The organism is Streptomyces sp. NPDC055962 (assembly GCF_042270185.1).
Lineage (GTDB): Bacteria > Actinomycetota > Actinomycetes > Streptomycetales > Streptomycetaceae > Streptomyces.
In genome coordinates this window covers 385,609-411,307 of sequence record NZ_JBHJYN010000002.1, presented here as the reverse complement: position 1 = coordinate 411,307, position 25,699 = coordinate 385,609, and the positions used below count along the sequence as shown (strand labels likewise).

The following is a 25,699-nucleotide window of genomic DNA, read 5'->3' as shown; positions in this document are numbered from 1 at the left end:
GGGGTGCGCAGGGCGGCCGCCGTGCCTTTGACCGTGTCCGCCGGACGGTCGCCGCGCCTTTGACCGTGTCCGCCGGACGGTCGCCGCGCCTTTGACCGTGCGCGCCGGACGGTCGCCGCGCCTCCCCGGGTCCCGCGTCAGCGGGTTCACAGGAGCCCCACCGCCGTGTCGACCGCGCCCGCCACGTCACCGTCCGCGGGGTAGAGCAGCGAGCGGCCGACCACCAGCCCCTGCACGGTGGGCAGCCGCAGCGCGCCGCGCCACTTCTCGTACGCCGTGTCCGGGTCACCGGCGACCTCCCCGCCGAGCAGGACGGCGGGGAGGGTGGAGGCACGCATCACCCGGTCCATGTCGCCGGGGTCATCGGTGACCGGGACCTTGAGCCAGGTGTACGCGGACGTGCCGCCCAGACCCGAGGCGATGGCGATGGAGGTCGTCACGGCGGTGGCGCCCAGGTCGGTGCGGAGCCCGTCTTGGGTGCGGTGGCAGAGGAACGGCTCGATGAAGACCGGCAGCCGGAGCGCGGCCATCTCGTCGACCGCGCGCGCGGCGGTGTGCAGGGTGTCCAGGGAGCCCGGGTCGTCGTGGTCGATCCTCAGCAGGAGCTTGCCCGCGTCGTACCCGTGGCGTGCGAGGTCGGCGGGGCGGTGGCCGGTGAAGCGGTCGTCGAGCTCGAAGGCGGCTCCCGCGAGCCCGCCGCGGTTCATCGAACCGAGGACGACCTTGTCCTCCAGTGCGCCGAGGAGCAGCAGGTCCTCCAGGACGTCGGCGCCTGCGAGCACCCCGTCGACGCCGGGGCGCGCAAGGGCGAGACAGAGGCGTTCCAGCAGGTCGAACCGGTCGGCCATGGCCAGGTCGTCGTCGCCGACGGCGAGGGCGCCGCGGGCCGGATGGTCCGCCGCGATGATCATCAGGCGTCCTGTGGGTCCCACGAGGGGGCGTCTGCGGCGGGTCGCGGCGGCCTCGGCGACGGCCTCGGGGTGACGGGCGCGGAGCAGGACGAGATCGGCGACGCCGGCCGCGGCGGGCGGGGTCACGGCGTGGGCCCCGCAGCTGCGCCGACCGCCCCGTCGGCGAGGGCCTGTTCGACCTCGTGCGGGAACGGCATCGCGGACGAACAGGCGAGGCGGGAGGCGACGATGGCCCCGGCCGCGTTGGCGTAGCGCATGACGTGGTCCGTGTCCCAGCCGGCGAGGAGCCCGTGGCAGAGGGCGCCGCCGAACGCGTCCCCGGCGCCCAGGCCGTTGACGACGTCGACGGGGAGGGGCGGGATCTCGGCGACGGTGCCGTCCCTGCGGGCGGCGAGGACGCCTCCCGGTCCCTGTTTGACGACGGCGAGTTCGGGTCCGGCGGCAAGCAGGGCGCGGGCGGCCGCGTGCGGTTCGCGTTCCCCGGTGGCGATCTCGCACTCGTCGAGGTTGCCGACGGCGACCGTGGCGTGGGCGAGCGCCTCGCGGTAGTGGACGCGGGCGGCCTCGTCGCCCCCGCCCTTTCCGTCGCCCCAGAACATCGGGCGCCAGTCGAGGTCGAAGACGGTGACGCGCGGGGCTCCGACGGCGTCCGGTGCGATGGCCGCCGCGCTGCGTGCCCGGAGGGCGGTGAGGGTGGCGGTGCGGCTGGGCTCGGCGCACAGCCCGGTGCCGGTCATCCAGAACACCCGGGCGGACCGCACCGCTTCGAGGTCGAGCTCCTCCGGGTGGATCTCCAGATCGGGGGCCTTGGGCTGCCGGTAGAAGTAGAGCGGAAAGTGGTCGGGCGGGAAGATCTCGCAGAAGGTGACCGGAGTCGGATACTGCACGACGTCGCCCACCCAGCGGTCGTCCACCCCGAACTCCTCCAGCGCCTGGTGGAGATAGTCGCCGAAGCCGTCCCTGCCGGTCCGGGTGATCACAGCCGTACGCCGCCCCAGACGGGCGGCGGCCACGGCCACGTTGGACGGCGAGCCGCCGAGGAACTTCGCGAAGGTCTCGACCCGTGCCAGCGGTACACCGGTCTGTTGCGGGTAGATGTCCACCCCGATGCGCCCCATGGTGATCACGTCGTACGGCTCAGGCATACAACTCCCTTCGACCCGGTACTCCGGCCCGGCGCAACGTCCCGGGAGTCGACCACGGCCGGACGGCCGCTCCCAGGTCTAGCCCTCGCCCGGAACGCTGTCAACACTTTGTCCGGACATTCGGACGAACTCTTGACACTCCCTCCGGAGGACTGGAGGGTGGGCGATATGACCTCCTCCGTACCCTCTCCGGCCCGCATCCGCATCGGCTCGGCACCCGATTCGTGGGGCGTCTGGTTCCCCGACGATCCGCAGCAGGTGCCCTGGGAGCGATTCCTCGACGAGGTCTCCGAGGCGGGGTACGAGTGGATCGAACTCGGCCCCTACGGCTATCTGCCGACCGACCCCGCACGGCTCGCGGACGAGACCGCCCGACGGAACCTCGCCGTCTCCGCGGGCACCGTCTTCACCGGATTGCACCACGGCCCTTCGGTCTGGGACCGGACCTGGGAGCATGTTGCGGGCATCGCGGCACTCACCCGGGCGATGGGCGCCGGGTATCTGGTGGTCATCCCGTCGTTCTGGCGGGACGACAGGACGGGCGAGGTGCTGGAGGAGCGCACGCTCACCGCCGCGCAGTGGCGCGACCTCACCACGCAGACGGAACGCCTGGCTCGCGAGGTCCAGGACCGGTACGGGCTGCGGATCGTGGTGCACCCGCACGCCGACACGCACATCGACGGCGAGGAGAACGTCAACCGCTTCCTCGACGCGACCGATCCGGACCTGGTCTCGCTCTGCCTGGACACCGGCCATTACGCGTACTGCGGCGGGGACAGCGTGCAGCTCATCAGGACGTACGGCGAGCGGATCGGCTACCTCCACCTCAAGCAGGTCGACCCCGTGGTGCTCGCCGACGTCGTGGCGGACGAGGTGCCGTTCGGCCCGGCCGTCGCGCGCGGTGTGATGTGCGAGCCGCCGGGCGGGGTGCCCGCCCTGGAGCCCGTGCTGGATGCCGCGCGCGCCCTGGGCACCGATCTGTTCGCCATCGTCGAGCAGGACATGTATCCGTGTCCGCCCGACAAGCCGCTGCCCATCGCCCGCCGCACCCGCGAGTTCCTCCGGATCTGCGGGCCGGCACGTCCGTCCTCCTGAGTCTCTCCACCCCCTCCTGCCACGGCAGTCACTTCTCCGTCACGTATGTCCGGGTTCCGCTGAGCCTGTGTCACGGGCTCGCGACGTCCCCTGCCCGGCCCGGAACCCTCTCGTTCACCGGGACAGAGGGGCGGGGGCACGCCCGGGCATCACGGGCGTGCATCACGGACGTACAGAGAGGTGTCATCCATGCCGGACAGAATGCTCTGGTCGTACAAGGACATCGCGGCGCACATCCGCGTCCAGCCGGACACGATCCGCTCGTACCGCAAACACGGCCTGCTCCCGCCTCCCGACGACGTCCGGAACGGAAAGCCCTACTGGTACGTGGACACCGTCCTCGCGTGGATCGCGTCCAGGCCCAGCAACCGGGGCCGCTGAGGCGGGCCGCTGCACCCTGGAGTCCAGGGACCCCGGAGGCGGTCCAGAGACCCTGGATGCGGCCCGGGGAGGGCGGACGCAGCCCGGGGAGCACGGAGGCGGCCCGGGGAGGGCAGAGGCGGCCCAAGGAGGGCGGAGGAGCACGGAGGCGGCCCGGGGAGGTCAGCCGGACTCCTTCGCCGGTTCGATGACGGTGACACCCGCTCCGGGCGTGGTGCCCATCGCGGCGAGGGCCGCCGGGGCGGCGTCCAGGGGAATGGTGGAGGTCACCAGCAGATCGGGGCGCAGGGTTCCGGCCCGGACCATGTCCATCATCGGCGGGTAGGCGTGGGCAGCCATGCCGTGGCTGCCGAGGATCTCCAGCTCCAGCCCGATCACCCGCGCCATCGGAACGACCGGGTCGCCGGCGGCCGACGGCAGCAGCCCGACCTGGACATGCCGGCCCTGCCGTCGCAGGCTCCGCACCGAGGCGGCACAGGTGACCGGGGAGCCCAGCGCGTCGAGCGACAGATGCGCGCCGCCGCCGGTCAGTTCGCGTACGGCCTCGTCCGCTCCGGCGGGGTGGAAGGAGGCGTCCACGCACGCCGACGCCCCGAAGGCCCGCGCCAGTTCGAGGGCCTGCCGGGACACGTCGACCGCGACGACCCGGGCCCCGCACGCCACAGCGATCATCACGGCCGACAGCCCGACGCCGCCGCAGCCGTGCACGGCGACCCACTCGCCCGGCGCCACCCTCCCCTGCCCCACCACGGCACGGAAGGCCGTGGCGAACCGGCAGCCCAGCCCGGCCGCGGTGGCGGACGACAGTCCGTCGGGTACCGCGACGAGATTGACGTCCGCCGCCTCCAGCGCCACGTACTCGGCGAAGGATCCCCAGTGGGTGAAGCCGGGCTGGGTCTGCCGCTCACAGATCTGCTGGGCGCCGGCCGCACAGGCGGCGCACCGGCCGCAGGCGCAGACGAAGGGCACGGTGACCCGGTCGCCGGCGCGCCAGTTGTGCACGCCGGCGCCCACCGCCTCGACCACACCCGCCAGTTCGTGCCCGGGGACGTGCGGGAGGACGATGTCCGGGTCGTGGCCCATCCAGCCGTGCCAGTCGCTCCGGCACAGGCCGGTGGCCTCGACCCGGACCACGACTCCCCCGGCCGGCGGTGCGGGATCCGGGAGGTCCCGGACCCTGGCCTCCTGCCCGAACTCCTCGAACACGACTGCCCGCATACGCCCCGCCTCCCATGGTCCGGCTCTTGCCGCCCGGCTCCTCGATCCGGTGAATCTACGCCCCGGCCGTGACCTTGTCCCGCTTCCGGCCGTCCGCTCCGGACACCTCCCCGTCGCCCCGGGACCCGCCCCGGACCGGCTCCCCCTCGCTGAGCCCGAAGCGCTCGTGGAAGGCGCGCAGCGGCGCCGGGGCCCACCAGGTGATCCGGCCCGTCAGCTTCATGACGGCCGGCACGAGCAGGCTGCGCACCACCATGGCGTCCATCAGCACCGCCAGCGCGATCCCGAGTCCGAGCATCTTCGTGTTGGTCACGCGCGAGGTGCCGATGGCCACCATCACCACCGCCAGGATCACGGCGGCCGCGGTGATCAGTCCGCCGGTGCGGCGCAGCCCGAAGGTCACCGCGTGCTCGTGGTCGCCGCTCCTGTCGTACTCCTCCTTGATCCGGGAGAGCAGGAACACCCCGTAGTCCATGGAGAGACCGAAGGCCACACAGAACATGAGCACGGGCAGGGTCGTCTCGATGTCACCGGTGCTGGTGAAGGAGAGGAGCCCCGAGAGGTTCCCGTCCTGGAAGACCCAGACCACCGCTCCGAACATCGCGGTCAGACTGAGGGCGTTGAGGACGACCGCCTGGAGGGGTATCAGGACACTGCCGGTCAGCAGGAAGACCAGCAGCAGCGTCACCACCACGATGATTCCCACCGCCCAGGGCAGCCGGTCGGCTAGGGCGTCCTTGGAGTCGACCAGGACGGCCGCCGCGCCGGTCACCGAGGTGTCGAACGGTGCGGGTTCGGCCCGCAGCTCCCGGACCAGGTCCTGTGCCCCCTGCCCGACGGACTCCCCCTCGGGCAGGACCTCGTAGTACGCGACTCCGTCCCCCGTGACAGGACCGCCGACGCGAGCCACTCCGGGAAGCGCCTCGAGCCGCTCCCGGAACTCGGCGTACCGGCGGGGGCTCGCCGCCCCTTCGGCGAGCACGTCGAGTGCGCCGCCCGGACTGCCGGGGAAGCCTTCACGCAGGTGTTCCTGGACGACCCGGGACTCCGCTGTGGCCGGCAGCTGCCGGTCGTCCGCCGTACCGAACTGCACCCCGAGGAACGGCAGCCCCAGCAGCACGAGCCCGACGGCGGTGACGACGGCGAAGACCGGTGCCCTGCGCATCACGAGCTGCGAGAGGCGGGCCCATCCCCTGCCCGGGCTGCCGGCCGCGCCGGCGCCGGGGCCCGCCTTCCCGCCACGCCGCAGCAGGCGCCTCAGATCCAGGGAGTTCACCCGTGGGCCGAGCAGCATCAGAGCGGCCGGGAGCAGGATCAGGGCAGCGGCGGCGGCGAGCAGCACCACGGCGATGCCCGCGTAGGCGAAGGAGCGCAGGAAGTACTGGGGGAAGACCATCATCGCGGCCAGCGACACGGCCACCGTCAGCGCGGAGAAGAGGACCGTGCGGCCCGCCGTGCGCAGGGTCGTGCCGATCGCGGCCCGGGTCTCCGCCCCGGCGGCCAGTTCCTCGCGGAACCGTCGCACGATGAAGAGGGCGTAGTCGATGGCGAGCCCGAGACCCAGCGCCGTGGTGAGGTTCAGGGCGAAGACCGAGACGTCGGTGAACTCGGTGATGCCGCGCAGGACCGCGTTGGTGCCGAGTATCGCGACGATCCCGACGGCCAGCGGCAGCATGGCGGCGATCGCACTGCCGAAGACCATGACGAGCAGCACCAGCGTCACCGGCAGAGCGATGACCTCGGCCCTCAGGAGGTCCTCCTCGATGATGCTCTGCATCTCGTGCTGTACGGCGACGGGGCCGCCGACGGAGACCTCCACCGGGCCCTGCGCACCTCTGTAGGCGGGGGCGATCCGGTCGAGGATCTCCCCGGCGCTCTTCTCGTCGCCTGCGATCCGGGCGGCGACGATCGCCTGGTGTCCGTCGCCGGAGCGCAGGGCCGGCGACTTCGTCCGCCAGTACGAGCCGACGCCGGTGACGCCCGGCTCGGCCGACAGCTGCTCGGCCAGCCGGGCCCCCTCGGCTGCCACCGCGGGGTCGTCGACCGAGGCGTCACCGCTGTCGACGAGCAGCAGGAGATTGGGCTGCGAATCGGGGAACTCCCGCTCGAGCACCTGGGTCGCGTACGTCGACTCGGCATCCGGCGCCTCCACGCCGCCGCTGCCCATGCGATCGGCCACTCCACCGCCCGCGAACACGGCGAGCACCGTGACGACCAGGGCGGCCAGCAGGGCGAGACGTGGCCTTGCGGTGACGGAACGAGTCCAACGCCCGATGCGTCTCGATCTGCCGATGTCCGACATGTGTGGTGCCCCCTTCACCCGGACCCGAGCCGCTCAGGGCAGCACGGGTCGGCCATTGCCACGTACACTGGCAAACACGAGTCCCCGCTCGCGTTTCATCAGAATGCGAGTGGTCGCTCGCGTTTGTCAACCGCGTCTCGAGAGCTGGGGATCGACCATGCCGGAAGGCAGAGCCGGAGAAGCCGCCGCATCGGCAGCGAAGAACGGCGGACGCGACAGGAGCGCGGAACAGGGCCCGGACACGGGCGGCGAGGCGAGCGGCCGGCCGCGCCGCCGCCAGGCGCGCGGCGAGGCGCGCATCGCCCAGCTGCTCGAAGCCGCCGCCGACGTCTTCTCCGCCCACGGGTACAACGGCGCCAGCACCAACGCCATCGCCCGCGAGGCGGGCGTCTCACCGGGCACGCTCTACCAGTTCTTCCCCAACAAGGAAGCCATCGCCATCGAGCTCGGCGAGCGGCTCACGCACCGCTGGCAGGAGACGTACGGCGCCGCGTTCGTCGTCAGCCGCCTCGAACTCCCGCTCGACAGACTCCTGGACGCGGTCCTCGACCCGCTGATCGCCTTCAACTGCGAGAACCCGGCCTTCGCCGTCCTCACCCACGGCTCCGAGATCCCCGGCGTGATCACCCGGGAGCACGACGCCCTGCACGCGAACATGCTCACCCGGACCGAGCAGCTCCTCCGCACCCTGCTTCCGGACCTCCCGGCGGACCGGGTCACCCGCACGGCCACGATGTCGTTCGTCCTCTTCAAGGCCGGCCTCGATCTGGTCATGGAGCACGAAGGCGACGAACGGGACGCGTACGTCAAGGAGTTGAAGGACGTGATGCACCGCTACCTGGAGCCCCTGGTGTGCAACACGCCCGAGGGGTCACCGACCGGGAGCGCAAATACCCCCTAGGGGTATAGTGGCGGGTGCGGGTAGACGCATCGGGCTCCCCTGCGCCCCTCGCGCCGCATCCGCGACACCCCATGTGCCTGTGAAGAGGAGAACGCCATGACCGCCGAGACCGACACGCCCCGGACCTCCGGCTCCTGCTGCTCGTCCGCCGGCTCCCGCAACGACGGGACCGCCGACGCCCAGGCGGGCGTCACCGCGGTGTACGAGGTGAAGGGCATGACCTGCGGCCACTGCGAAGGGGCCGTGACCGAGGAGATCTCCGCGCTCGAAGGCGTCACCTCGGTGAAGGCGGAGGCCGCCGGCGGACGGGTGACCGTCGTCTCCGCGACGCCGCTGACCGACGACGCCGTACGCGCCGCCGTCGACGAGGCCGGCTACGAACTCGTGGGCCGCGCCTGAGACCGGCGGCTCCGCCCCGGCCGATCGCACCCACCACCGACGGGCACCCTCGGCCGTGCAGCCGGCGGCCGCACGGCCTGCTCGTGGGCCCGCGTCGCCCCGCACCTCCCGTGGGGCCGGTTCCGTCACCAGGAGAGGCTGATACTGGTGGGGAGACGGCCCGACTGTCCGACCCAGGAGTCCGCACACATGGCCAGCACCACGGCAGCCGAGGTCCCGGCGGCGGAGACCTCCGACGCCGAGCTCGTGATCGGCGGGATGACCTGCGCCTCCTGCGCGGCCCGCGTCGAGAAGAAGCTCAACCGGATGGACGGCGTCACCGCCACCGTCAACTACGCGACCGAGAAGGCCCGCGTCTCCTACGGCGCCGGAACGACGCTCGACGACCTCGTCGCCACCGTGGAGAAGACCGGCTACACGGCACGGCCCGTCGTCCGCCCCGCACCCGCGTCACGCATCCGGACGCCCGGGGCCGACAGCCCGCCGGCCACCGCCGGCCCGTACCGGGACGGCACCGACGACGGCCTCCAGGAGAAGGACGGCGGCCCGGCCGACGATCCCCGCGACGAGGCCGGCCGCAGGGCCGACGAGTCCCTCGCCGCCCTCCGGCAGCGCCTCCTGGTCTCGGCGGCCCTCGCCGCGCCGGTGATCCTCCTGGCCATGGTCCCCGCGATGCAGTTCGACAACTGGCAGTGGCTCTCCCTCACCCTCGCCTCCCCCGTCGTGGTCTGGGGCGGACTGCCCTTCCACCGAGCCGCCTGGGCGAACCTGCGCCACGGCACCGCGACGATGGACACCCTGGTGTCGATCGGCACGCTCGCGGCCTTCTGCTGGTCGGTGTGGGCCCTGTTCCTCGGTGATGCGGGCACCGCCGGGATGCGGCACGGCTTCGACGTCACCGGCGCCCGGTCCGCTCCCGCCTCCACCATCTACCTGGAGGTCGCGGCGGGAGTCGTCGCCTTCCTCCTGCTCGGCCGCTATCTGGAGGCCAGGTCCAAGCGGAAGGCCGGCTCCGCCCTGCGCGCACTGCTCCATCTCGGCGCGAAGGACGTCACAGTCCTCCGCCCGGAGGCACCGGCCGACGGACCCGCGGGGACACACCCTCCGGCCGGGCCGAACCGCAGCGCCACGGGGGCGCTCCCCGACGCGGGGCCCGGCCTCGTGGAGGTCCGCGTCCCCGTCGGCCGGCTCCTCGTCGGCGACCGCTTCGTCGTGCGGCCGGGCGAGAAGATCGCGACCGACGGCACCGTCGTCGAGGGCCGCTCGGCCGTCGACACCTCCCTGCTCACCGGGGAGTCCCTCCCGGTGGACACCGCCCCGGGCGACTCCGTCACCGGCGCCACCCTCAACGTGTCCGGCCGTCTGGTGGTCGAGGCCACCCGCGTGGGCGCCGGCACCCAGCTGGCACGGATCGCCGCCCTCGTCGAGGACGCCCAGAGCGGCAAGGCCGCCGCGCAGCGCCTCGCGGACCGGATCTCCGCGGTCTTCGTACCCGTGGTGCTCCTGATCGCCCTGGGGACGCTGGTGGCCCAGCTGCTCGCCACCGACGACATCACGGCCTCGTTCACCGCCGCCGTGTCCGTGCTGATCATCGCCTGCCCCTGCGCCCTGGGCCTCGCCACGCCCACCGCCCTCATGGCCGGTACGGGACGCGGCGCTCAGCTCGGGATCCTCATCAAGGGCCCCGAGGTCCTGGAGACGGCCCGCCGGATCGACACCGTCGTCCTCGACAAGACCGGCACGGTCACCACCGGCCGCATGACGCTGGGACGTGTCCACACCGCGCCTGGCACGGCCGAGGACGAGGTGCTCCGTCTCGCGGGCGCCCTCGAACACGCCTCCGCGCACCCGGTGGCCCGCGCGGTCGCCGCAGGGGCCGCAGCCCGCACGGACTCCGCTGCGCCCGCACCGGCGGACCTCACCGACGTCCCCGGCCTCGGGGTGCGCGGCACCGTCGAGGGGCACCACGTGGTGGTCGGAAGGCCACGCCTCCTCGCCGACGCCGGGATCGCCCTCCCGCCCTCCCTGGCCGAGGCGCTGGCCGAGGCCGCGGCTGCGGGCCGGACCACGGTCGCCGTCGCCTGGGACGGCGCCGCACGTGGCGTGCTGGAGGTGGCCGACACGGTGAAGGGGAGCAGCGCGGAGGCCGTCGCCGAGCTCCGCGCGCTGGGCCTCCACCCGATCCTGCTGACCGGCGACAACCGGGCGGCGGCGGACGCCGTGGCCCATGCAGTGGGGATCGACGAGGTCCACGCGGAGGTCCTGCCGGGGGACAAGGCCGAGGTGGTCCGGCGACTGCGGGCCGAGGGCCGGTCCGTCGCGATGGTCGGCGACGGGGTCAACGACGCGGCGGCGCTCGCGGTGGCCGATCTGGGCCTGGCGATGGGCACCGGGGCCGACGCGGCGATCGAAGCGAGCGACCTCACACTGGTTCGTGGAGATCTTAAGGTTGCCGCTGACGCCATCCGCCTGTCGAGGCGTACTCTGTCCACCATCAGAAGCAACCTCTTCTGGGCCTTCGGCTACAACGTGGCCGCACTGCCTTTGGCTGCGTTCGGGCTGCTCAGCCCCATGATCGCAGGTGCGGCGATGGCGTTTTCGTCGGTCTTCGTCGTGACGAACAGTCTGAGGTTGCGCTCCTTCACATAATTTCTACAAAGAGACTTAGATCACACCGATTCGAGGGTAACCATCTGATGGGTTGGTGAGTCTAAGAGTGCGATGCCAAGGATGTCTTGGGGGACGTCCGATGGAGTGTCTTGGGGGACGCTCCATGGCAAGTGTTGGCCGGGGCGCGTGCACCGGGGAGCTTTGAGCGGCCCTCCCGTACGTACCCCGGCGGCCCGCACAGCAGGACCGAACTGAATACGCACCACCGGAAAAACAACGGGAGTTCAGGCTCCCTTCAGACGCCCGGCCGGATCCCGTGGGGGGAATCCGCTCCGGGATATGGGAAACGCCCTGTCCGTCGACCCGTGGGGGGATCGACGGCGGGGCGTTTCTCGCATGTACGGCGCCGCACCACGGCCGCCACCACGCCCGCCGAGAGGCGCCGGGGAGGGGCGACGGCGCCACGGCAGGGCCGGTGCCGTCCGGAGGGGCGGCGGGGACGCCGAAGCCGCACCGGGGAACACAGGCCAGCCCCCTCAGACCCCCGGAACGCCGAATCGCCCCGGACACCGCGCTCTGAAGGACGAGCGCGGCACGCGGGGCGAAGGATGCCGGCCGGAGCGGCCGGGGTGGAGCAGCGGTACTACGGGGTCAGCGGCCCTCGACCGGGACGAAGTCGCGCAGGACCTCGCCGGTGTAGATCTGGCGCGGGCGGCCGATGCGGGAACCCGGCTCCTTGATCATCTCGTGCCACTGGGCGATCCAGCCGGGGAGACGGCCGAGCGCGAACAGCACGGTGAACATCTCGGTCGGGAAGCCCATGGCGCGGTAGATCAGGCCCGTGTAGAAGTCCACGTTGGGGTAGAGGTTGCGCTGGACGAAGTACTCGTCGGAGAGCGCGTGCTCCTCCAGCTTGAGCGCGATGTCGAGCAGCTCGTCGGACTTGCCGAGCGAGGACAGCACGTCGTGGGCGGCAGCCTTGATGATCTTGGCGCGCGGGTCGAACGACTTGTACACCCGGTGGCCGAAGCCCATCAGGCGGACGCCGTCCTCCTTGTTCTTCACCTTCTGGATGAAGGAGTCGACGTCGCCGCCGTTGGCCTGGATGCCCTCGAGCATCTCCAGGACCGACTGGTTGGCGCCACCGTGCAGCGGGCCCCACAGGGCCGAGATGCCGGCGGAGATCGAGGCGAACATGTTCGCCTGCGAGGAGCCGACCAGACGCACGGTGGAGGTCGAACAGTTCTGCTCGTGGTCCGCGTGCAGGATGAGCAGCTTCTCGAGCGCCGAGACGACGACCGGGTCCGGCACGTACTCCTGGGCCGGCACGGAGAACGTCATGCGCAGGAAGTTCTCGACGTAGCCGAGGTCGTTGCGCGGGTAGACGAACGGGTGACCGATCGACTTCTTGTACGCGTAGGCCGCGATCGTCGGGAGCTTGGCCAGCAGCCGGATCGTCGAGAGGTGACGCTGCTCCTCGTCGAACGGGTTGTGGCTGTCCTGGTAGAACGTCGACAGGGCGCTGACGACCGAGGACAGCATGGCCATCGGGTGCGCGTCGCGCGGGAAGCCGTCGAAGAAGCGCTTGACGTCCTCGTGCAGCAGCGTGTGCTGGGTGATCTCGTTCTTGAAGGCCGACAGCTCGTCGACCTTGGGAAGGTCACCGTTGATCAGCGTGTAGGCGACCTCGAGGAACGTCGAGCTCTCGGCGAGCTGCTCGATCGGGTAGCCGCGGTACCGCAGGATGCCCTGCTCGCCGTCGAGGTAGGTGATGGCGGATTTATACGCGGCCGTGTTGCCGTATCCGCTGTCCAGCGTGACCAGGCCCGTATTGGCCCGGAGCTTCCCGATGTCGAAGCCCTTGTCGCCGACGGTGCTGTCGATCACCGGGTAGGTGTACTCGTCATCGCCGTACCGCAGTACTACAGCGTTGTTGGTGTGCTCGCTCACGTCATCCCTCACCGACGTAGTGCCTCTTCTTCGAGGTGCCCTGACTGTCTCCACCCTCCCCCATTTGGCTCAGGAGAGTGCACTCGGGGTCGTCCATTGGACCTACTGGCGGCACTGAGTGCCGTCAACTTTCTCATCCTGCCCCCTGGACCCCGGTTCCGGAAGGGCTCAGTGATGTTTCCCACCGTTTTGATCGATCATTTTTCCGGGACCTCTCCGGCCGCACCGCCCCGGAGCCGGAAATCCAGTCCCGTACAGCGCCTGCCAGCGGAAACCGTGCGGACCGCCTGCCCGATCGCCTTACGTGAACCGACCAGCACGACGAGCTTCTTGGCCCTGGTCACGGCGGTGTACAGAAGGTTCCGCTGAAGCATCATCCAGGCACTGGTGGTGACAGGGATGACGACCGCCGGGTACTCACTGCCCTGGGAGCGGTGGATGGTCATCGCGTAGGCATGGGCCAGTTCGTCCAGCTCGTCGAAGTCGTAGACGATCTCCTCGTCCTCGTCGGTCAGGACCGTCAGCTTCTGCTCGTCGGGGTCGAGAGCGGTGACGACACCGACCGTACCGTTGAATACCCCGTTCTCCCCTTTGTCGTAGTTGTTTCTGATCTGGGTCACCTTGTCACCCACCCGGAAGACACGGCCGCCGAACCGCTTCTCGGGAACCCCGGGGCGCCCCGGGGTGATGGCCTGCTGGAGCAGTCCGTTGAGGTGGCCGGCGCCCGCCGGGCCGCGGTGCATCGGGGCGAGAACCTGCACGTCGCGGCGGGGGTTCAGACCGAACTTGGCGGGGATGCGCCGGGCCGCGACATCCACGGCGAGCACCCCGGCGTCCTCCGTCTCGTCCTCCACGAAGAGGAAGAAGTCGTCCAGCCCCTGGGTCAGCGGCGGCACCCCCGAATTGATCCGGTGGGCGTTGGTGACGACGCCGGACTTCTGCGCCTGCCGGAAAATGGTGGTCAGGCGCACCGCGGGCACCGGTCCGCCCTCGGCGAGCAGATCCCTCAGCACCTCCCCGGCTCCGACCGAGGGCAGCTGGTCCACGTCGCCGACCAGCAGGAGGTGGGCACCGGGTGCCACCGCCTTGATCAGCTTGTTGGCGAGCAGCAGGTCGAGCATGGAGGCCTCGTCGACGACGACCAGATCGGCGTCCAGCGGCCGGTCCCGGTCGTACGCGGCGTCACCGCCCGGCTTCAGCTCCAGCAGCCGGTGCACCGTGGACGCCTCGGCGCCGGTCAGCTCCGAGAGCCGTTTCGCCGCCCGTCCGGTGGGGGCGGCCAGCACGACCTTCGCGTTCCGGGCGCGGGCCAGTTCGATCACGGAGCGGACGGTGAACGACTTCCCGCAGCCGGGTCCCCCGGTGAGGACGGCGACCTTCCTGCTGAGCGCGAGCCGGACGGCCGCCTCCTGCTCGGGGGCGAGCGTCGCCCCCGTACGCCGCGCGAGCCAGGCCAGCGCCTTGTCCCAGTCGACGTCCTGGAAGGCCGGCATCCGGTCCTGCGGTGCGCGCAGCAGGCGCTGCACCTGGGAGGCCAGGGAGATCTCTGCGCGGTGGAAGGGGACCAGGTACACGGCGGTGACGGGCTGCCCGTCCTCGGGCCCCGGCACCTTCTCCCGTACGACGCCCTCCGGGTCCTCGGCGAGCTCGGCCAGGCAGTCGATGACGAGCCCGGTGTCGACCTGGAGCAGCTTCACCCCGTCGGCGATCAGCCGCTCCTCGGGGAGGAAGCAGTGCCCCTGGTCCGTGGACTGCGACAGGGCGTACTGGAGCCCGGCCTTGACCCGCTCGGGGCTGTCGTGCGGGATGCCGACGGCCTGGGCGATGCGGTCGGCGGTGAGGAATCCGATGCCCCAGACGTCGGCGGCCAGCCGGTAGGGCTGGTTCTTCACGACGGAGATCGACGCGTCCTCGTACTTCTTGTAGATGCGTACGGCGAGGGAGGTGGAGACGCCGACGGTCTGGAGGAAGACCATGACCTCCTTGATCGCCTTCTGCTCCTCCCAGGCCGCGGCGATCATCTTCGTCCGCTTCGGACCGAGTCCCGGGACCTCGACCAGGCGCTTCGGGTGCTGCTCGATGATGTCCAGGGTGTCGACGCCGAAATGGGTGGTGATCCGGTCGGCCATGACCGGCCCGATGCCCTTGATCAGCCCGGACCCGAGATAGCGACGGATGCCCTGGATGGTCGCCGGGAGGACCGTCGTGTAGTTGTCGACCTGGAACTGCTTGCCGAACTGCGGGTGCGAGGCCCAACGCCCCTCCATCCGCAGGGACTCGCCGGGCTGCGCGCCGAGCAGCGAGCCGACGACGGTCAGCAGGTCGCCGGCGCCCCGTCCGGTGTCGACACGGGCGACGGTGTAGCCGTTCTCCTCGTTGGCGTAGGTGATCCGCTCCAGGACGCCGGTGACCTCACAGACTCCTGCGCGGCCGCCCCGCTCGGCTTCAACTCCCGCACTGGGCACGACCTCACCTGCTCATCCCGGATCCCCGAACCCTGTGAGGCTATCGCCCGCCACCGACAGAGGGCTTGATGGTCCTGGGTGTTCCGGGCAAGCTCTTGTACATGGTCTCGGTGTTGCAGAACGTGGCGGTCGACTGTGCGAACGCCTATGAGCTGGCTCGATTCTGGAGCGAGGCGCTCGGTCGCCCTCTCCATCCGGACGACGCCCCGGGCGATCCGGAGATCGACGTGATGCTGGCGCAGGGGCCCCTGCTGCACTTCAACCAGGTGCCGGAACCGAAGACGATCAAGAACCGGCTTCACCTGTGCCTGCGCCCGGAGACCACACGCGAGGAGGAGGTCGAGCGGCTGCTGGGTCTCGGGGCCACCCTGCTCGACGACCGCCGGGAGCCCGGTGGCGCCGGATGGGCCGTCCTCGCAGACCCCGAGGGCAACGAATTCTGTGTCCTCCGCAGTACGGCCGACCGCGCCGCGACGGCTTCCTGAGGCCGCCGGGTCCGGGGCCGGCTCCTGTCCTCACTCGTCTGCCTCCTCCATGAGGAGGCCGGGCTCGCACGGTCCGTCCGCGCAGGGCGGGGCCGCACCACGGCACTCCGCGACGCGGAGGACCTCCCGCAGGGACTCGCTCAGCCGACTGGCGAGGAAGTGCAGCTCGACCCAGGTGATCCGCCGGTCCGGCAGCAGTTCGGTGGCGTGATCCAGCAGATCGCCCGCCATGTCGAGCCGGATGCGTACGAGGCGCTCGGCCATCCGCGACGCCGGACCACTGCCGTCCCCGAGGACGTACCCCGGCTTGCCCTCCCCCTCGGTCCCGGGGAGCAGCCGGAACGTGGTGCGCTCGCACCGCTGTCCGTTCACGCGGCGGCCCCTGTCCCGTACTTCCTCATCTGGGCGCTCTCCCTCTGGCGATACGTTCACGATCGGATGCGTTCTGTGGCGAACCCATCACAGCCTGGGGTCGCCCGTGGCTACGCTCCAGGGGTTCGGGCTTGACAGTGCGCCCGTCAGGACGGGAGTTGGTGATCGCATGGAGCTCAACCGAAAGCCACGCACAGCGCGCACGAAGTACGGCGAGGAACTGAGACTCAAGCGGATGGCGGCACAGCTGACCCAGGAGGCTCTGGGCGAGCAGGTCGTCTGCTCGCCGACGTTGATCAGCCACTTCGAGGCCGGACGCCGGCTGCCGAGCCCTGGTGACGCCCAGCGGATCGACCGCGCCTTGGCGACGGATGGCTTCTTCGCCCGCTGGCTGGAGGATCTGGACACCAAGTACGCCGATCACTTCGCCGCTGTGGCCGAGTTGGAACGGCAGGCGGTTCTCATTCAGCAGTTCGCGCTCTCGCTCGTACCGGGGTTGCTCCAGACAGAGGGTTACGCCCGCGCGTTGTTCCGTGCGTACCGGCCCAACCACCGAGCCGAGGACCTTGACAGGGACGTTGTCATTCGAACGGAGCGCAGCCGGATCCTTGATGGGCCGCTGAACCCGGTTCTCTGGACCGTGCTGGATGAAGCCGTGCTCCGGCGACAGGTCGGCGGGCCTCAGGTGATGGCCGAACAGCTGAGGAAGATCGCAGACATGGCGGAGGCGGGGCGGCTTCGGCTGCATGTGCTGCCGTTCGGGGTGGGAGCCCACGCCCTGCAGGAGAGTCTGTTGTCACTGCTCAGCTTCGATGACGCCGCTCCTGTGGCATACGTCGAGGGCTTCCTGACCGGGCATCTGATGGATGATCCAGCTCTGGTGATGGCCAGTAAGGCCGCTTACGATCTGGCGTCGAGTGATGCGATGTCGCACCAGGAATCGCTAGCCCTCGTGCGGGCGGCAGCAGAGGAACATGAACATGAGTAGCAGCGCAAGCAACGTCTCGGACGCCTCCACCCTCACCGGGTGGTTCAAGTCGAGCTTCAGCGGCGGCGGTCAGGGCGAGTGCCTCGAAGTGTCCAGCACCTACGAGAGTGTCCCCGTCCGCGACAGCAAGGCTCCGCACGGCCCTGCCCTCGTCTTCTCCGCCGGCGGCTGGGCAGCCTTCGTCGCCGCCGTCGCGGAGGGCAGGTTCGACGGGTGACCGGTGCGCCCGGACGCTCTCGTGCGGTGCCAGGTCGCCGAGAGCGTCCGGGCCACTGGAGTGTGCGGAGCCGGTGGATCCCGCATGGAGGAAGTAATCGGGAAACGCACCCCGGCGGCCCGCCCCGTACCCCCGTCCAGCCCGTCCACGGGCTGCTGGAGGCCGTCCCGGCTCCCTCCGACCCTCCCCGCCCCACTCCCGCGTCAGCCTTCCGCGGACGCCCGCTCACGCCCCCACCACAATGGCTCTGACCTGCGGTGATAGCCCGTTCTTGGCTAGAATCGACACTTCGGGAAGGGGGTTCCGGATGCACCGGAACATACGCTCGGTGGACGATGTCATGCAGCTCCTGGACGGCCTGTTCACTCCGGATGCGGACCGGTGGACCAGCGGCGCGAGCGACTGGTGGGACGGGTTCTACGAGGACCGGTCGAAGCCTGTGCCGTTCTTCGTGGCCAAGCCGGACGAGCACCTCGTGTCGTACGTCGAGCGCGGGCTCATCGCACCGGGTCGCGCCCTCGATCTCGGCTGCGGGCCGGGGCGCAACGCGCTGCACCTCGCCTCGCTCGGCTTCGAGACGGACGCCGTCGACCTCTCACCGGGGGCCATCGCCTGGGCCGGGGAACGGGCCGCAGAGGCGGGGGCGGACATCCGCTTCCACTGCGGCGACGCCTTCGCGGCGGGCGAGGGCGCGCCGGAGGGACCGTACGACCTGATCCACGACTCGGGCTGCTTCCACCACCTGCCACCGCACCGGCGCGTCAGCTACCTCGCCCTCGTGGACCGCGTCCTCGCTCCCGGCGGGCATCTCGCGCTCAGCTGCTTCGCCTCCGGCTCCATGGGTTCCGAACTGCCCGATGCCGAGTTCTACGACGGTGCGGGGCTGCGGGGCGGCCTCGCCTACACGCCCGAGTCGCTGCGCCGGATCTTCTCCGGGATGGAGGAGATCGAGCTGCGGCGGATGCGGGACGAGCCGGCCGAATCCCCGCACTTCGGTGAGGACTTCCTCTGGACCGCGCTGTTCAGGAAGCCGGACGGCGCGCCCTCCTCGGCCGGGCGAGCCCCCCGGTGACGACCGGGGGGCTCCCCCTCGCGGGCCGAAGCCCCGTGGTCACACCGTGAGTTTCACGGCCTCGAACCACTTGGTGTTGTCCGTGGTGCCGACGAACATGTACTCCGGCCGGCTGTTCTTGCAGTACTGCGGGCCCCAGCCGCCGCCGTCCAGCCTGGCCGTGTGGCAGACGCTGCCGTTGCCGATGTTCATGGCGAAGCCCGTCAGGAACGCGGCGCCCCTCTTCGCACTGCCGATGTAGTTGTCCTTGCCGTCCGCGACGGTCGCCGTCCAGCTCGGGGCCCACGTGGCGCTGCCGTTCGTCGAACCCTGGTCGTGCAGCAGGGCGTTGGCGGAGGACCCGCCGACGTTCCACACGGCGATGTTGAGGGCCGTGATCTGCTTGCCCTGGCCCGCTGTCCCGGCCATCGTCCCGTCGCACACCGGTGTCTGCCAGCCGCTTCCGGACACGAAGGCCCGGTAGCAGATGTGCCGCCCCTCGGGGTCGCTCTTGGCGAGGCCGCTCAACGCGCCGGCAGCCGTGGCCGGCGGCGCCTTCGCCGTCACCGTGGCCGCGGGCCTGCGCGCGGGCGTGGCCGGCGGTGGTACGGCCACCGGCTTGGCGGCCGGTGATTCGGACGGCTTCTCCTTCTCCTTCTCCTTGCTCGGAGACGCGGAGGGGCTCGGTGACGCGCTGGTGTAGTTCTCCGGCTGTTCGGAGCGTTCGGCGCCCAGGACGGTGCCTGCCGCGTTCTGCGTGCGGTCGCTCTCGGGCTTGCGGTCGTCCTGGCCCGCCACGAGGAACGGCACGGAGACCAGGATCGCGCCGATGACCGCCGCTGCGGCCAGCATCGGCTTCTTCGGCCGGCTGCCGGCCAGTTCACCTGTCGTGCGCGTCCCCGTGCCCGCACCACCGCTGCCCGCCGCGGCGACGGCGACCGCCGTGCCCGGGGCCCCGCCGACGGCGCCGGTGGTCGCCTGCACGGCAGCCGGACCGGGGTCGGGGGCGGAAACGGGGTCGGGGGCGGAGGCGGGGGCCGTCGAAGCCGGGGTCGCCTTCTCCTCCTCGGGGTCGGCCGAGGCCGGTTCGGGCACCTCCTGCGTCGACGGCTCCGGGACACCGGTGTCCGGCGCGGCACCGGCAGCCGTGGCAGCAGCTCCGGCGGAGCCCGCTCGCCGCGCGCTCCCCGTCCGGGCGCCCGTACCCTCCCCCGCCTCGTTCTCGGAGCCCCGGCTCTCCGGACTCCCGCTCCCCGGGCTCCCGCTCTCCGTACTCCCGTTCCTCACGCTCCCGCTCTCCGGGTCCTGGGCGCCGGTCCCGGGGTCTGCCGCCGTGGACGACGCGCCGGGACCCGGCGGTATGCGTCTGGAAGGATCATGCTGACGTGCCATGCCAATGTCCTTACTCATATGGAGGTTCGGCAGCGTGTCGCGCTCCGCGTCCACGCACGACCGGACTCCCCCTCCCCGTCCGTCGGATGAGCGAAGTCCCGGTCACCGCAGGTGTGTTGGCAGGCATCAAGGGCTGACACGCTTGACCGGTCCGGGCCCGGGACGACGGTACAGGAACTCCCTCGACCATGGTCGGCCGACGCAGCCCGCACCGGCGGCACACCCCTTCGGGAACACCGGAGGGGCGCCCGGCCGGGGCCTCGCCCCGTCCCCTCAGTCGATGACGGCCGTGGCCTCGACCTCGACCAGGTGCCCGGGGACGTCCAGCGCGGCGACGCCCAGCAGGGTGGCCGGCGGCGTCGGCGTGGTCCCCAGCCGGGCCGATGCCCGGGAGATCCCCTCCAGGAGCAGGGGCATCTTCTCCGGGGTCCAGTCGACGACGTGCACGTTCAGCTTCGCCACGTCGCCGAAGGAGGCGCCGACGCCTGCCAGCGCGGTGGCGACGTTGACGTAGCACTGCTCGACCTGGGCAGCCAGGTCGCCCTCGCCGACCGTGACGCCGTCACCGTCCCAGGCGACCTGCCCGGCGACGAAGACCAGCTTCGAGCCGGTGGCGACCGACACCTGCCGGTAGACGTCGTTCTCCGGCAGCCCCGAGGGGTTCGTCAGGGTGATGGCCATGCTGTCCGCCTCCTCGTCGCGCGGTCCCGGCAGGGACGGCACGTGCTCTCTTGTGGTTACTGGGAAACCGTAAGAGAGTCAGCGCTGACGTGGAAGAACGCACTTTTCAGTGACAGGGGAACCAGAAGGTGAGCAAGCAGTACAGCGGTGCACAGGACGAGCAGGCCGACCTGAGGCGCGCGGATTCGCTGGCGCGGGAGATCTTCTCGGACGTCGCCAACAAGTGGGCGCTTCTGATCATCGAGGCACTGGGCGACGGCACCCTGCGCTTCAGCGAACTGCGGGGCGCGGTCGAGGGGATCAGTCACAAGATGCTCACCCAGAACCTGCGCATGCTGGAGCGCAACGGTCTCGTCGGACGGACCGTGTACCCGACGGTCCCGCCGAAGGTCGAGTACACCCTCACGGAGCCGGGTCAGGGGCTGCGGAAGACGGTCGACGTGATGTGCGAGTGGACCCACCGCAACCTGGGTCACATCGAGGCGGCGCGGAGCGGCTTCGACGGCGGCTGAGACGTCACGGACCGGGCGCGCCGGCGGCTGGTCGCCCCCTTCGGGCGAACCATGCCCGGACAGCGGAATGGGGCCCGGCCCACAGGCCGGACCCCCCTCGCTTTCCCCCTCCGTCGGGCTTCCCGATCCCCCCGGACCCCTCCCCGGAAGTCCCGACGCTGAGTACGACCGGGGAGGGTGCCGAATGGTTGCACGGCTTGACCGTCTCTTTACCCGGGTCGGTCGTCAGGCCGGCAGGCAGGCGTGTTCCAGGTAGCGCGCGGCGACTTCGGCGATCACTTCGGCGCCGTCGCGGGCCCAGAGTCCCTCGTTGAAGATCTCGACCTCGATCGGCCCGTCGAAGCCCGTCGCCTCGACCTGCCGGCGCATCGCCCGGAAGTCCACGCAGCCGTCGCCCAGTTGACCCCGGCCCACCAGAACACCCGCCGGGAGCGGGGTGATCCAGTCGGCCAGCTGGAAGGAGTGGATCCGCCCCCCGGCGCCCGCCCGGGCGATCTGGGCGGCGACCTGGTCGTCCCACCAGAGGTGGTAGGCGTCGACGACCACCCCGACCTGCTCGGCAGGGAAGCGCTCCGCGAGGTCCAGGGCCTGGGAGAGGGTGGAGACCACGCAGCGGTCCGAGGCGAACATCGGGTGCAGCGGTTCGATCGCGAGCCGGACACCCCGCTCGTACGCGTACGGCGCCAGCTCGGCCAGTGCGTCGGCGATCCGCTCACGGGCGGCGTGCAGGTCCTTCTCCCCGGCAGGGAGTCCGCCCGAGACCAGGACCAGGGTGTCGGTGTCGACGCCCGCAGCCTCGTCGACGGCCGCACGGTTGTCGTCCAGCGCGCGGGCCCGCTCCGCCGGGTCGGACGCCGTGAGGAATCCGCCTCGGCAGAGGCTGGTGACGGTCAGGCCCGCGTCCTTCATCAGCCGTCCGGCGTGTTCGACGCCGTACTCCTGCACGGGAGCCCGCCAGAGACCGACCTGCCCGATGCCGGCCTTGGCGCAGCCCTCGACGAGCTCCGGCAGGGACAGCTGCCGGACCGTCTCCTGGTTGATGGAGAGACGGGAGAGTCCGGTGCTCATCGGCGTCCTCCGTGGACGGTCAGCAGTGCGCGCATGCGCGACTCGGCCAGCTCGGGGTCCGGGAACAGACCGAGGCCGTCGGCCAGTTCGTACGCCTTCGCCAGGTGTGGCAGCGACCGCGCCGACTGGAGTCCGCCGACCATCGTGAAGTGGTCCTGGTGGCCCGCCAGCCAGGCGAGGAAGACCACGCCCGTCTTGTAGAAGCGGGTGGGGGCCTTGAACAGGTGGCGCGACAGCTCGACCGTGGGGTCGAGCAGATCGCGGAACCCCTGGACGTCGCCGGTGTCCAGGACCCGCACCGCGTGGGCGGCGAGCGGTCCGAGCGGGTCGAAGATCCCGAGCAGCGCGTGGCTGAAGCCCCGGTCGTCGCCCGCGATCAGTTCGGGGTAGTTGAAGTCGTCGCCGGTGTAGCAGCGCACCCCGCCGGGAAGCCGGCGCCGTACGTCGATCTCGCGCTCGGCGTCCAGGAGCGAGATCTTGATGCCGTCGACCTTGTCCGGGTGTTCGGCGATGACTTTCAGGAAGGTGTCGGTGGCGGCGTCGAGGTCGGCGCTGCCCCAGTAGCCCTCCAGCGCCGGATCGAACATGGGGCCGAGCCAGTGCAGGACGACCGGCTCGGTGGCCTGGCGCAGGAGATGGGCGTACGTCTCCAGGTAGTCCTCGGGGCCGTCCGCCGCGGCGGCCAGCGCGCGGGAGGCCATCAGGATGGCCTGGGCGCCGCTCCCCTCGACCAAGGCGAGCTGCTCCTCGTACGCGGCGCGCACCTCCGGCAGGGTGGCGGGTCCGGTGAGCTGGTCGGTGCCGACGCCGCAGGCGATCCTGCCGCCCACGGACTTCGCCTCGGCGGCGGAGCGGCGGATCAGCTCCGCCGCTCCGGCCCAGTCCAGGCCCATGCCGCGCTGTGCGGTGTCCATGGCCTCGGCGACGCCCAGGCCGTGCGACCAGAGGTGGCGGCGGAAGGCGAGGGTGGCGTCCCAGTCGACGGCGGCCGGGTCGCCGGGGCTGATGTCGGCGTACGGGTCGGCGACGACATGGGCGGCGGAGAAGACCGTGCGGGAGGCGAGCGGCGCCCCGTCCGGCGCCAGGTCGAGCGGGGTGGTCCGGGGTTCGTACGGACCCTGCGGGAGATGGATGGTCACAGGCTCAGCTCCGGCACGTCGAAGCGGCGGCCCTCGGCGGAGGACCTGAGGCCGAGCTCGGCGAGCTGGACGCCCCGGGCGCCGGCCATGAGGTCCCAGGTGTAGGGCTCGTCGAGGACGATGTGGCGCAGGAAGAGCTCCCACTGGGCCTTGAAGCCGTTGTCGAACTCGGCGTTGTCCGGGACTTCCTGCCACTGGTCGCGGAACGGCTCGGTGACCGGGAGGTCCGGGTTCCAGACCGGCTTGGGGGTGGCCGAGCGGTGCTGCACACGGCAGTTGCGCAGGCCCGCCACCGCGGAACCGTGGGTTCCGTCGACCTGGAACTCCACGAGCTCGTCGCGGTTGACGCGCACCGCCCAGGAGGAGTTGATCTGCGCGACGGCGCCGCCCGCCAGCTGGAAGATGCCGTACGCGGCGTCGTCGGCGGTGGCGGCGTAGGGCTTGCCCTGCTCGTCCCAGCGCTGCGGGATGTGGGTCTGCACGTGTGCGGAGACGCTCGTGACCTGGCCGAAGAGCTCGTGCAGGACGTACTCCCAGTGCGGGAACATGTCGACGACGATGCCGCCGCCGTCCTCCGCGCGGTAGTTCCAGGAGGGGCGCTGGGCATCCTGCCAGTCGCCTTCGAAGACCCAGTAGCCGAACTCCCCGCGCACGGAGAGGATCTCGCCGAAGAAGCCGCCGTCGATGAGGCGCTTCAGCTTGAGCAGGCCCGGGAGGAAGATCTTGTCCTGGACGACGCCGTGCTTGATGCCGGCGTCGCGGGCGAGGCGGGCCAGGTCGAGGGCGCCCTCGACGTCCGTGGCGGTGGGCTTCTCGGTGTAGATGTGCTTGCCGGCGGCGATGGCCTTCTTGATCGCCTCGACGCGGGCCGAGGTGACCTGGGCGTCGAAGTAGATGTCGATCGACTCGTCGGCGAGCACCGCGTCCAGGTCGGTCGACCACTCGGTCAGACCGTGCTGCGCGGCGAGCGCCTCCAGGGCGTGGGCACGGCGGCCGACGAGGACGGGCTCCGGCCAGAGCACCTCGCCGTCGCCGAGGTCGAGGCCGCCCTGCTCGCGGATCGCGAGGATCGAGCGCACCAGGTGCTGCCGGTATCCCATGCGTCCCGTGACGCCGTTCATGGCGATGCGCACTGTCCTGCGTGTCACGAAGATTCCCTCCATACAGCCGTAGCAAGCGCTTTCTATCCGGTATGACGCTAGCCTGCCGACAGCGGCCCGGACAAGAGGGGCCGCTCCACAACTCCTCGGAGGAGAGCGATGACAGTCACCCTGGCGGACGTGGCGGCCCGCGCCCGGGTGTCCCCGGCCACCGTGTCCCGTGTCCTGAACGGCAACTACCCGGTGGCCTCGTCCACCCGGGAGCGGGTCCTGCGCGCGGTGGACGAGCTGGACTACGTGCTCAACGGTCCGGCCAGCTCGCTCGCCGCCGCCACGTCCGACCTGGTGGGCATCCTCGTCAACGACATCGCCGACCCGTTCTTCGGCATCATGGCCGGGGCCGCGCAGAGCGAGATCGGCGGTCCGGGCGACGGTTCCGGCCGCGGGGGCGGCGAGAAGCTCGCCGTCGTCTGCAACACCGGCGGCTCCCCCGAGCGCGAACTCACCTACCTCACCCTCCTCCAGCGCCAGCGCGCCGCGGCCGTCGTGCTCACCGGAGGCGCGCTGGAGGACCCGGCCCACCAGGCCGCGATGGCGGCGAAGCTGGCGAAGCTCGCCGACGCCGGCACCCGGATCGTCTTCTGCGGGCGGCCTCCGCTCCCGGACACCGACGCGGTGGCCGCCTCGCTGGCCTTCGACAACCGGGGCGGTGCCAGGCGCCTCACCGAGCATCTGATCTCCCTGGGGCACCGGCGGATCGGCTACGTCGCCGGCCCCCTGGAGCGCACCACGACCCGGCACCGGCTGGAGGGCCACCGCGAGGCCATGAAGGCGGCGGGGCTCTACGGGGACGAGGAGAGCGTCACCCTGCACGGCCCGTACGACCGGAGCTCCGGTTACGACGCCACGCTCGAACTCCTGCGCCGCGAACCGGAGGTGACGGCCGTCGTCGCCGCCAACGACACCGTGGCGCTGGGTGCATGCGCGGCGGTCCGGGAGCGGGGGCTCCGCATTCCGGAGGACGTCTCGGTGGCCGGCTTCGACGACCTGCCGTTCTCGGTGGACGCCGTTCCGGCTCTGACGACCGTACGGCTGCCGCTGTTCGAGGCGGGGGCGCAGGCCGGACGGCTCGCGATGGGGAAGGAAACACCCCCGCCGGGAGGCGTGGCGACCATTCACGCGGAGCTCATGGAACGGGGATCGACCGCCGCTCCGGCCCGCTGAACCACGGCACCCGTACGCCCCGGGGCCTCGCGGCCGTAAAGATGGGGGCGACTCCCCCATGTGCCGGACCCGGCCGCCCTCCAGGATGTGCGT

Annotated in this window: 23 protein-coding genes; 11 read left to right on the top strand and 12 right to left on the bottom strand. The window is 71.2% G+C overall.

From position 1 onward, the window contains the following. Nucleotides 1-146: 146 nt before the first annotated feature. Together ACFC51_RS07115 and iolC are read right to left on the bottom strand one after the other, a co-directional pair. The gene (locus ACFC51_RS07115) at nucleotides 147-1,037 is read right to left on the bottom strand and encodes a deoxyribose-phosphate aldolase (protein ID WP_376527389.1); all 891 of its coding nucleotides are present in this window, start codon (nucleotides 1,035-1,037) and stop codon (nucleotides 147-149) included. Further along, nucleotides 1,034-2,056, bottom strand: a complete 1,023-nt coding sequence (gene iolC, locus ACFC51_RS07110; protein WP_376527386.1) for a 5-dehydro-2-deoxygluconokinase — start codon at nucleotides 2,054-2,056, stop codon at nucleotides 1,034-1,036. The genes ACFC51_RS07115 and iolC overlap by 4 nt, the downstream gene beginning before the upstream one ends. 168 nt (nucleotides 2,057-2,224) lie before the next feature. On the opposite strand from iolC, the gene ACFC51_RS07105 reads away from it, so the two are divergent. Next, complete coding sequence (locus ACFC51_RS07105) at nucleotides 2,225-3,151, top strand: sugar phosphate isomerase/epimerase family protein (protein WP_376366966.1); 927 nt, start codon at nucleotides 2,225-2,227, stop codon at nucleotides 3,149-3,151. Nucleotides 3,152-3,340: 189 nt separating this feature from the next. Then, the gene (locus tag ACFC51_RS07100; RefSeq protein ID WP_376527383.1) at nucleotides 3,341-3,532 is read left to right on the top strand and encodes a helix-turn-helix transcriptional regulator; all 192 of its coding nucleotides are present in this window, start codon (nucleotides 3,341-3,343) and stop codon (nucleotides 3,530-3,532) included. Nucleotides 3,533-3,694: 162 nt separating this feature from the next. Here the strand turns inward: ACFC51_RS07100 and ACFC51_RS07095 are convergent, their stop codons facing one another. Both ACFC51_RS07095 and ACFC51_RS07090 read right to left on the bottom strand, forming a co-directional pair. Further along, a complete protein-coding gene (locus tag ACFC51_RS07095; RefSeq protein ID WP_376527381.1) occupies nucleotides 3,695-4,750 on the bottom strand; it encodes a zinc-dependent alcohol dehydrogenase family protein in 1,056 nt (351 codons plus the stop codon). A 55-nt stretch (nucleotides 4,751-4,805) separates the two neighbouring features. Further along, nucleotides 4,806-7,052, bottom strand: a complete 2,247-nt coding sequence (locus ACFC51_RS07090; protein ID WP_376527378.1) for an MMPL family transporter — start codon at nucleotides 7,050-7,052, stop codon at nucleotides 4,806-4,808. Between the two features lie 157 nt (nucleotides 7,053-7,209). On the opposite strand from ACFC51_RS07090, the gene ACFC51_RS07085 reads away from it, so the two are divergent. From ACFC51_RS07085 to ACFC51_RS07075, 3 genes are all read left to right on the top strand, one after another. After that, complete coding sequence (locus ACFC51_RS07085; RefSeq protein WP_376527376.1) at nucleotides 7,210-7,953, top strand: TetR family transcriptional regulator; 744 nt, start codon at nucleotides 7,210-7,212, stop codon at nucleotides 7,951-7,953. A gap of 96 nt (nucleotides 7,954-8,049) precedes the next feature. Continuing rightward, nucleotides 8,050-8,352 (top strand): heavy-metal-associated domain-containing protein, encoded by a 303-nt coding sequence (locus ACFC51_RS07080; protein WP_376366974.1) that lies wholly within the window; start codon nucleotides 8,050-8,052, stop codon nucleotides 8,350-8,352. Nucleotides 8,353-8,541: 189 nt separating this feature from the next. Beyond that, complete coding sequence (locus ACFC51_RS07075; protein WP_376527373.1) at nucleotides 8,542-11,001, top strand: heavy metal translocating P-type ATPase; 2,460 nt, start codon at nucleotides 8,542-8,544, stop codon at nucleotides 10,999-11,001. A 612-nt stretch (nucleotides 11,002-11,613) separates the two neighbouring features. Here ACFC51_RS07075 and ACFC51_RS07070 read toward each other — a convergent pair. Both ACFC51_RS07070 and ACFC51_RS07065 read right to left on the bottom strand, forming a co-directional pair. After that, nucleotides 11,614-12,912 carry a citrate synthase gene (locus ACFC51_RS07070; RefSeq protein ID WP_376366978.1) on the bottom strand — a complete coding sequence of 433 codons (1,299 nt, stop codon included), beginning with the start codon at nucleotides 12,910-12,912 and terminating at the stop codon, nucleotides 11,614-11,616. 197 nt (nucleotides 12,913-13,109) lie between these two features. Next, nucleotides 13,110-15,377: an ATP-dependent RecD-like DNA helicase gene (locus tag ACFC51_RS07065; protein WP_376527371.1), complete on the bottom strand. Its 2,268-nt coding sequence runs from the start codon at nucleotides 15,375-15,377 to the stop codon at nucleotides 13,110-13,112. Nucleotides 15,378-15,478: 101 nt separating this feature from the next. On the opposite strand from ACFC51_RS07065, the gene ACFC51_RS07060 reads away from it, so the two are divergent. Further along, nucleotides 15,479-15,862, top strand: coding sequence for a VOC family protein (locus ACFC51_RS07060; RefSeq protein ID WP_376527368.1), 384 nt, complete (start codon nucleotides 15,479-15,481; stop codon nucleotides 15,860-15,862). A gap of 30 nt (nucleotides 15,863-15,892) precedes the next feature. Here the strand turns inward: ACFC51_RS07060 and ACFC51_RS07055 are convergent, their stop codons facing one another. After that, nucleotides 15,893-16,234 carry a hypothetical protein gene (locus ACFC51_RS07055; protein ID WP_376527365.1) on the bottom strand — a complete coding sequence of 114 codons (342 nt, stop codon included), beginning with the start codon at nucleotides 16,232-16,234 and terminating at the stop codon, nucleotides 15,893-15,895. 169 nt (nucleotides 16,235-16,403) lie between these two features. Here ACFC51_RS07055 and ACFC51_RS07050 point away from each other — a divergent pair, with 169 nt between their 5' ends. From ACFC51_RS07050 to ACFC51_RS07040, 3 genes are all read left to right on the top strand, one after another. After that, nucleotides 16,404-17,222, top strand: a complete 819-nt coding sequence (locus ACFC51_RS07050; protein ID WP_376527362.1) for a Scr1 family TA system antitoxin-like transcriptional regulator — start codon at nucleotides 16,404-16,406, stop codon at nucleotides 17,220-17,222. Beyond that, nucleotides 17,215-17,439 carry a DUF397 domain-containing protein gene (locus tag ACFC51_RS07045; protein WP_376527360.1) on the top strand — a complete coding sequence of 75 codons (225 nt, stop codon included), beginning with the start codon at nucleotides 17,215-17,217 and terminating at the stop codon, nucleotides 17,437-17,439. The genes ACFC51_RS07050 and ACFC51_RS07045 overlap by 8 nt, the downstream gene beginning before the upstream one ends. A gap of 307 nt (nucleotides 17,440-17,746) precedes the next feature. Continuing rightward, nucleotides 17,747-18,511 (top strand): class I SAM-dependent methyltransferase, encoded by a 765-nt coding sequence (locus ACFC51_RS07040; RefSeq protein WP_376366990.1) that lies wholly within the window; start codon nucleotides 17,747-17,749, stop codon nucleotides 18,509-18,511. A 39-nt stretch (nucleotides 18,512-18,550) separates the two neighbouring features. Here the strand turns inward: ACFC51_RS07040 and ACFC51_RS07035 are convergent, their stop codons facing one another. Together ACFC51_RS07035 and ACFC51_RS07030 are read right to left on the bottom strand one after the other, a co-directional pair. Further along, nucleotides 18,551-19,585: a hydrogenase expression protein HypA gene (locus tag ACFC51_RS07035; protein ID WP_376366992.1), complete on the bottom strand. Its 1,035-nt coding sequence runs from the start codon at nucleotides 19,583-19,585 to the stop codon at nucleotides 18,551-18,553. A gap of 570 nt (nucleotides 19,586-20,155) precedes the next feature. After that, nucleotides 20,156-20,563 carry a RidA family protein gene (locus ACFC51_RS07030; RefSeq protein ID WP_376527357.1) on the bottom strand — a complete coding sequence of 136 codons (408 nt, stop codon included), beginning with the start codon at nucleotides 20,561-20,563 and terminating at the stop codon, nucleotides 20,156-20,158. A gap of 128 nt (nucleotides 20,564-20,691) precedes the next feature. On the opposite strand from ACFC51_RS07030, the gene ACFC51_RS07025 reads away from it, so the two are divergent. Continuing rightward, nucleotides 20,692-21,075: a winged helix-turn-helix transcriptional regulator gene (locus ACFC51_RS07025; RefSeq protein WP_376366995.1), complete on the top strand. Its 384-nt coding sequence runs from the start codon at nucleotides 20,692-20,694 to the stop codon at nucleotides 21,073-21,075. Nucleotides 21,076-21,300: 225 nt separating this feature from the next. Here ACFC51_RS07025 and ACFC51_RS07020 read toward each other — a convergent pair whose 3' ends face one another. The 3 genes from ACFC51_RS07020 to ACFC51_RS07010 are packed head-to-tail and all read right to left on the bottom strand — an operon-like array spanning nucleotide 21,301 to nucleotide 24,430. After that, nucleotides 21,301-22,143 (bottom strand): sugar phosphate isomerase/epimerase family protein, encoded by an 843-nt coding sequence (locus ACFC51_RS07020; RefSeq protein WP_376527354.1) that lies wholly within the window; start codon nucleotides 22,141-22,143, stop codon nucleotides 21,301-21,303. Continuing rightward, nucleotides 22,140-23,282 (bottom strand): dihydrodipicolinate synthase family protein, encoded by a 1,143-nt coding sequence (locus ACFC51_RS07015; RefSeq protein ID WP_376527352.1) that lies wholly within the window; start codon nucleotides 23,280-23,282, stop codon nucleotides 22,140-22,142. The genes ACFC51_RS07020 and ACFC51_RS07015 overlap by 4 nt, the downstream gene beginning before the upstream one ends. After that, complete coding sequence (locus ACFC51_RS07010; protein WP_376367001.1) at nucleotides 23,279-24,430, bottom strand: Gfo/Idh/MocA family protein; 1,152 nt, start codon at nucleotides 24,428-24,430, stop codon at nucleotides 23,279-23,281. The genes ACFC51_RS07015 and ACFC51_RS07010 overlap by 4 nt, the downstream gene beginning before the upstream one ends. Nucleotides 24,431-24,541: 111 nt before the next feature. On the opposite strand from ACFC51_RS07010, the gene ACFC51_RS07005 reads away from it, so the two are divergent. Next, nucleotides 24,542-25,606, top strand: coding sequence for a LacI family DNA-binding transcriptional regulator (locus tag ACFC51_RS07005; RefSeq protein ID WP_376527350.1), 1,065 nt, complete (start codon nucleotides 24,542-24,544; stop codon nucleotides 25,604-25,606). Nucleotides 25,607-25,699 lie beyond the last annotated feature (93 nt).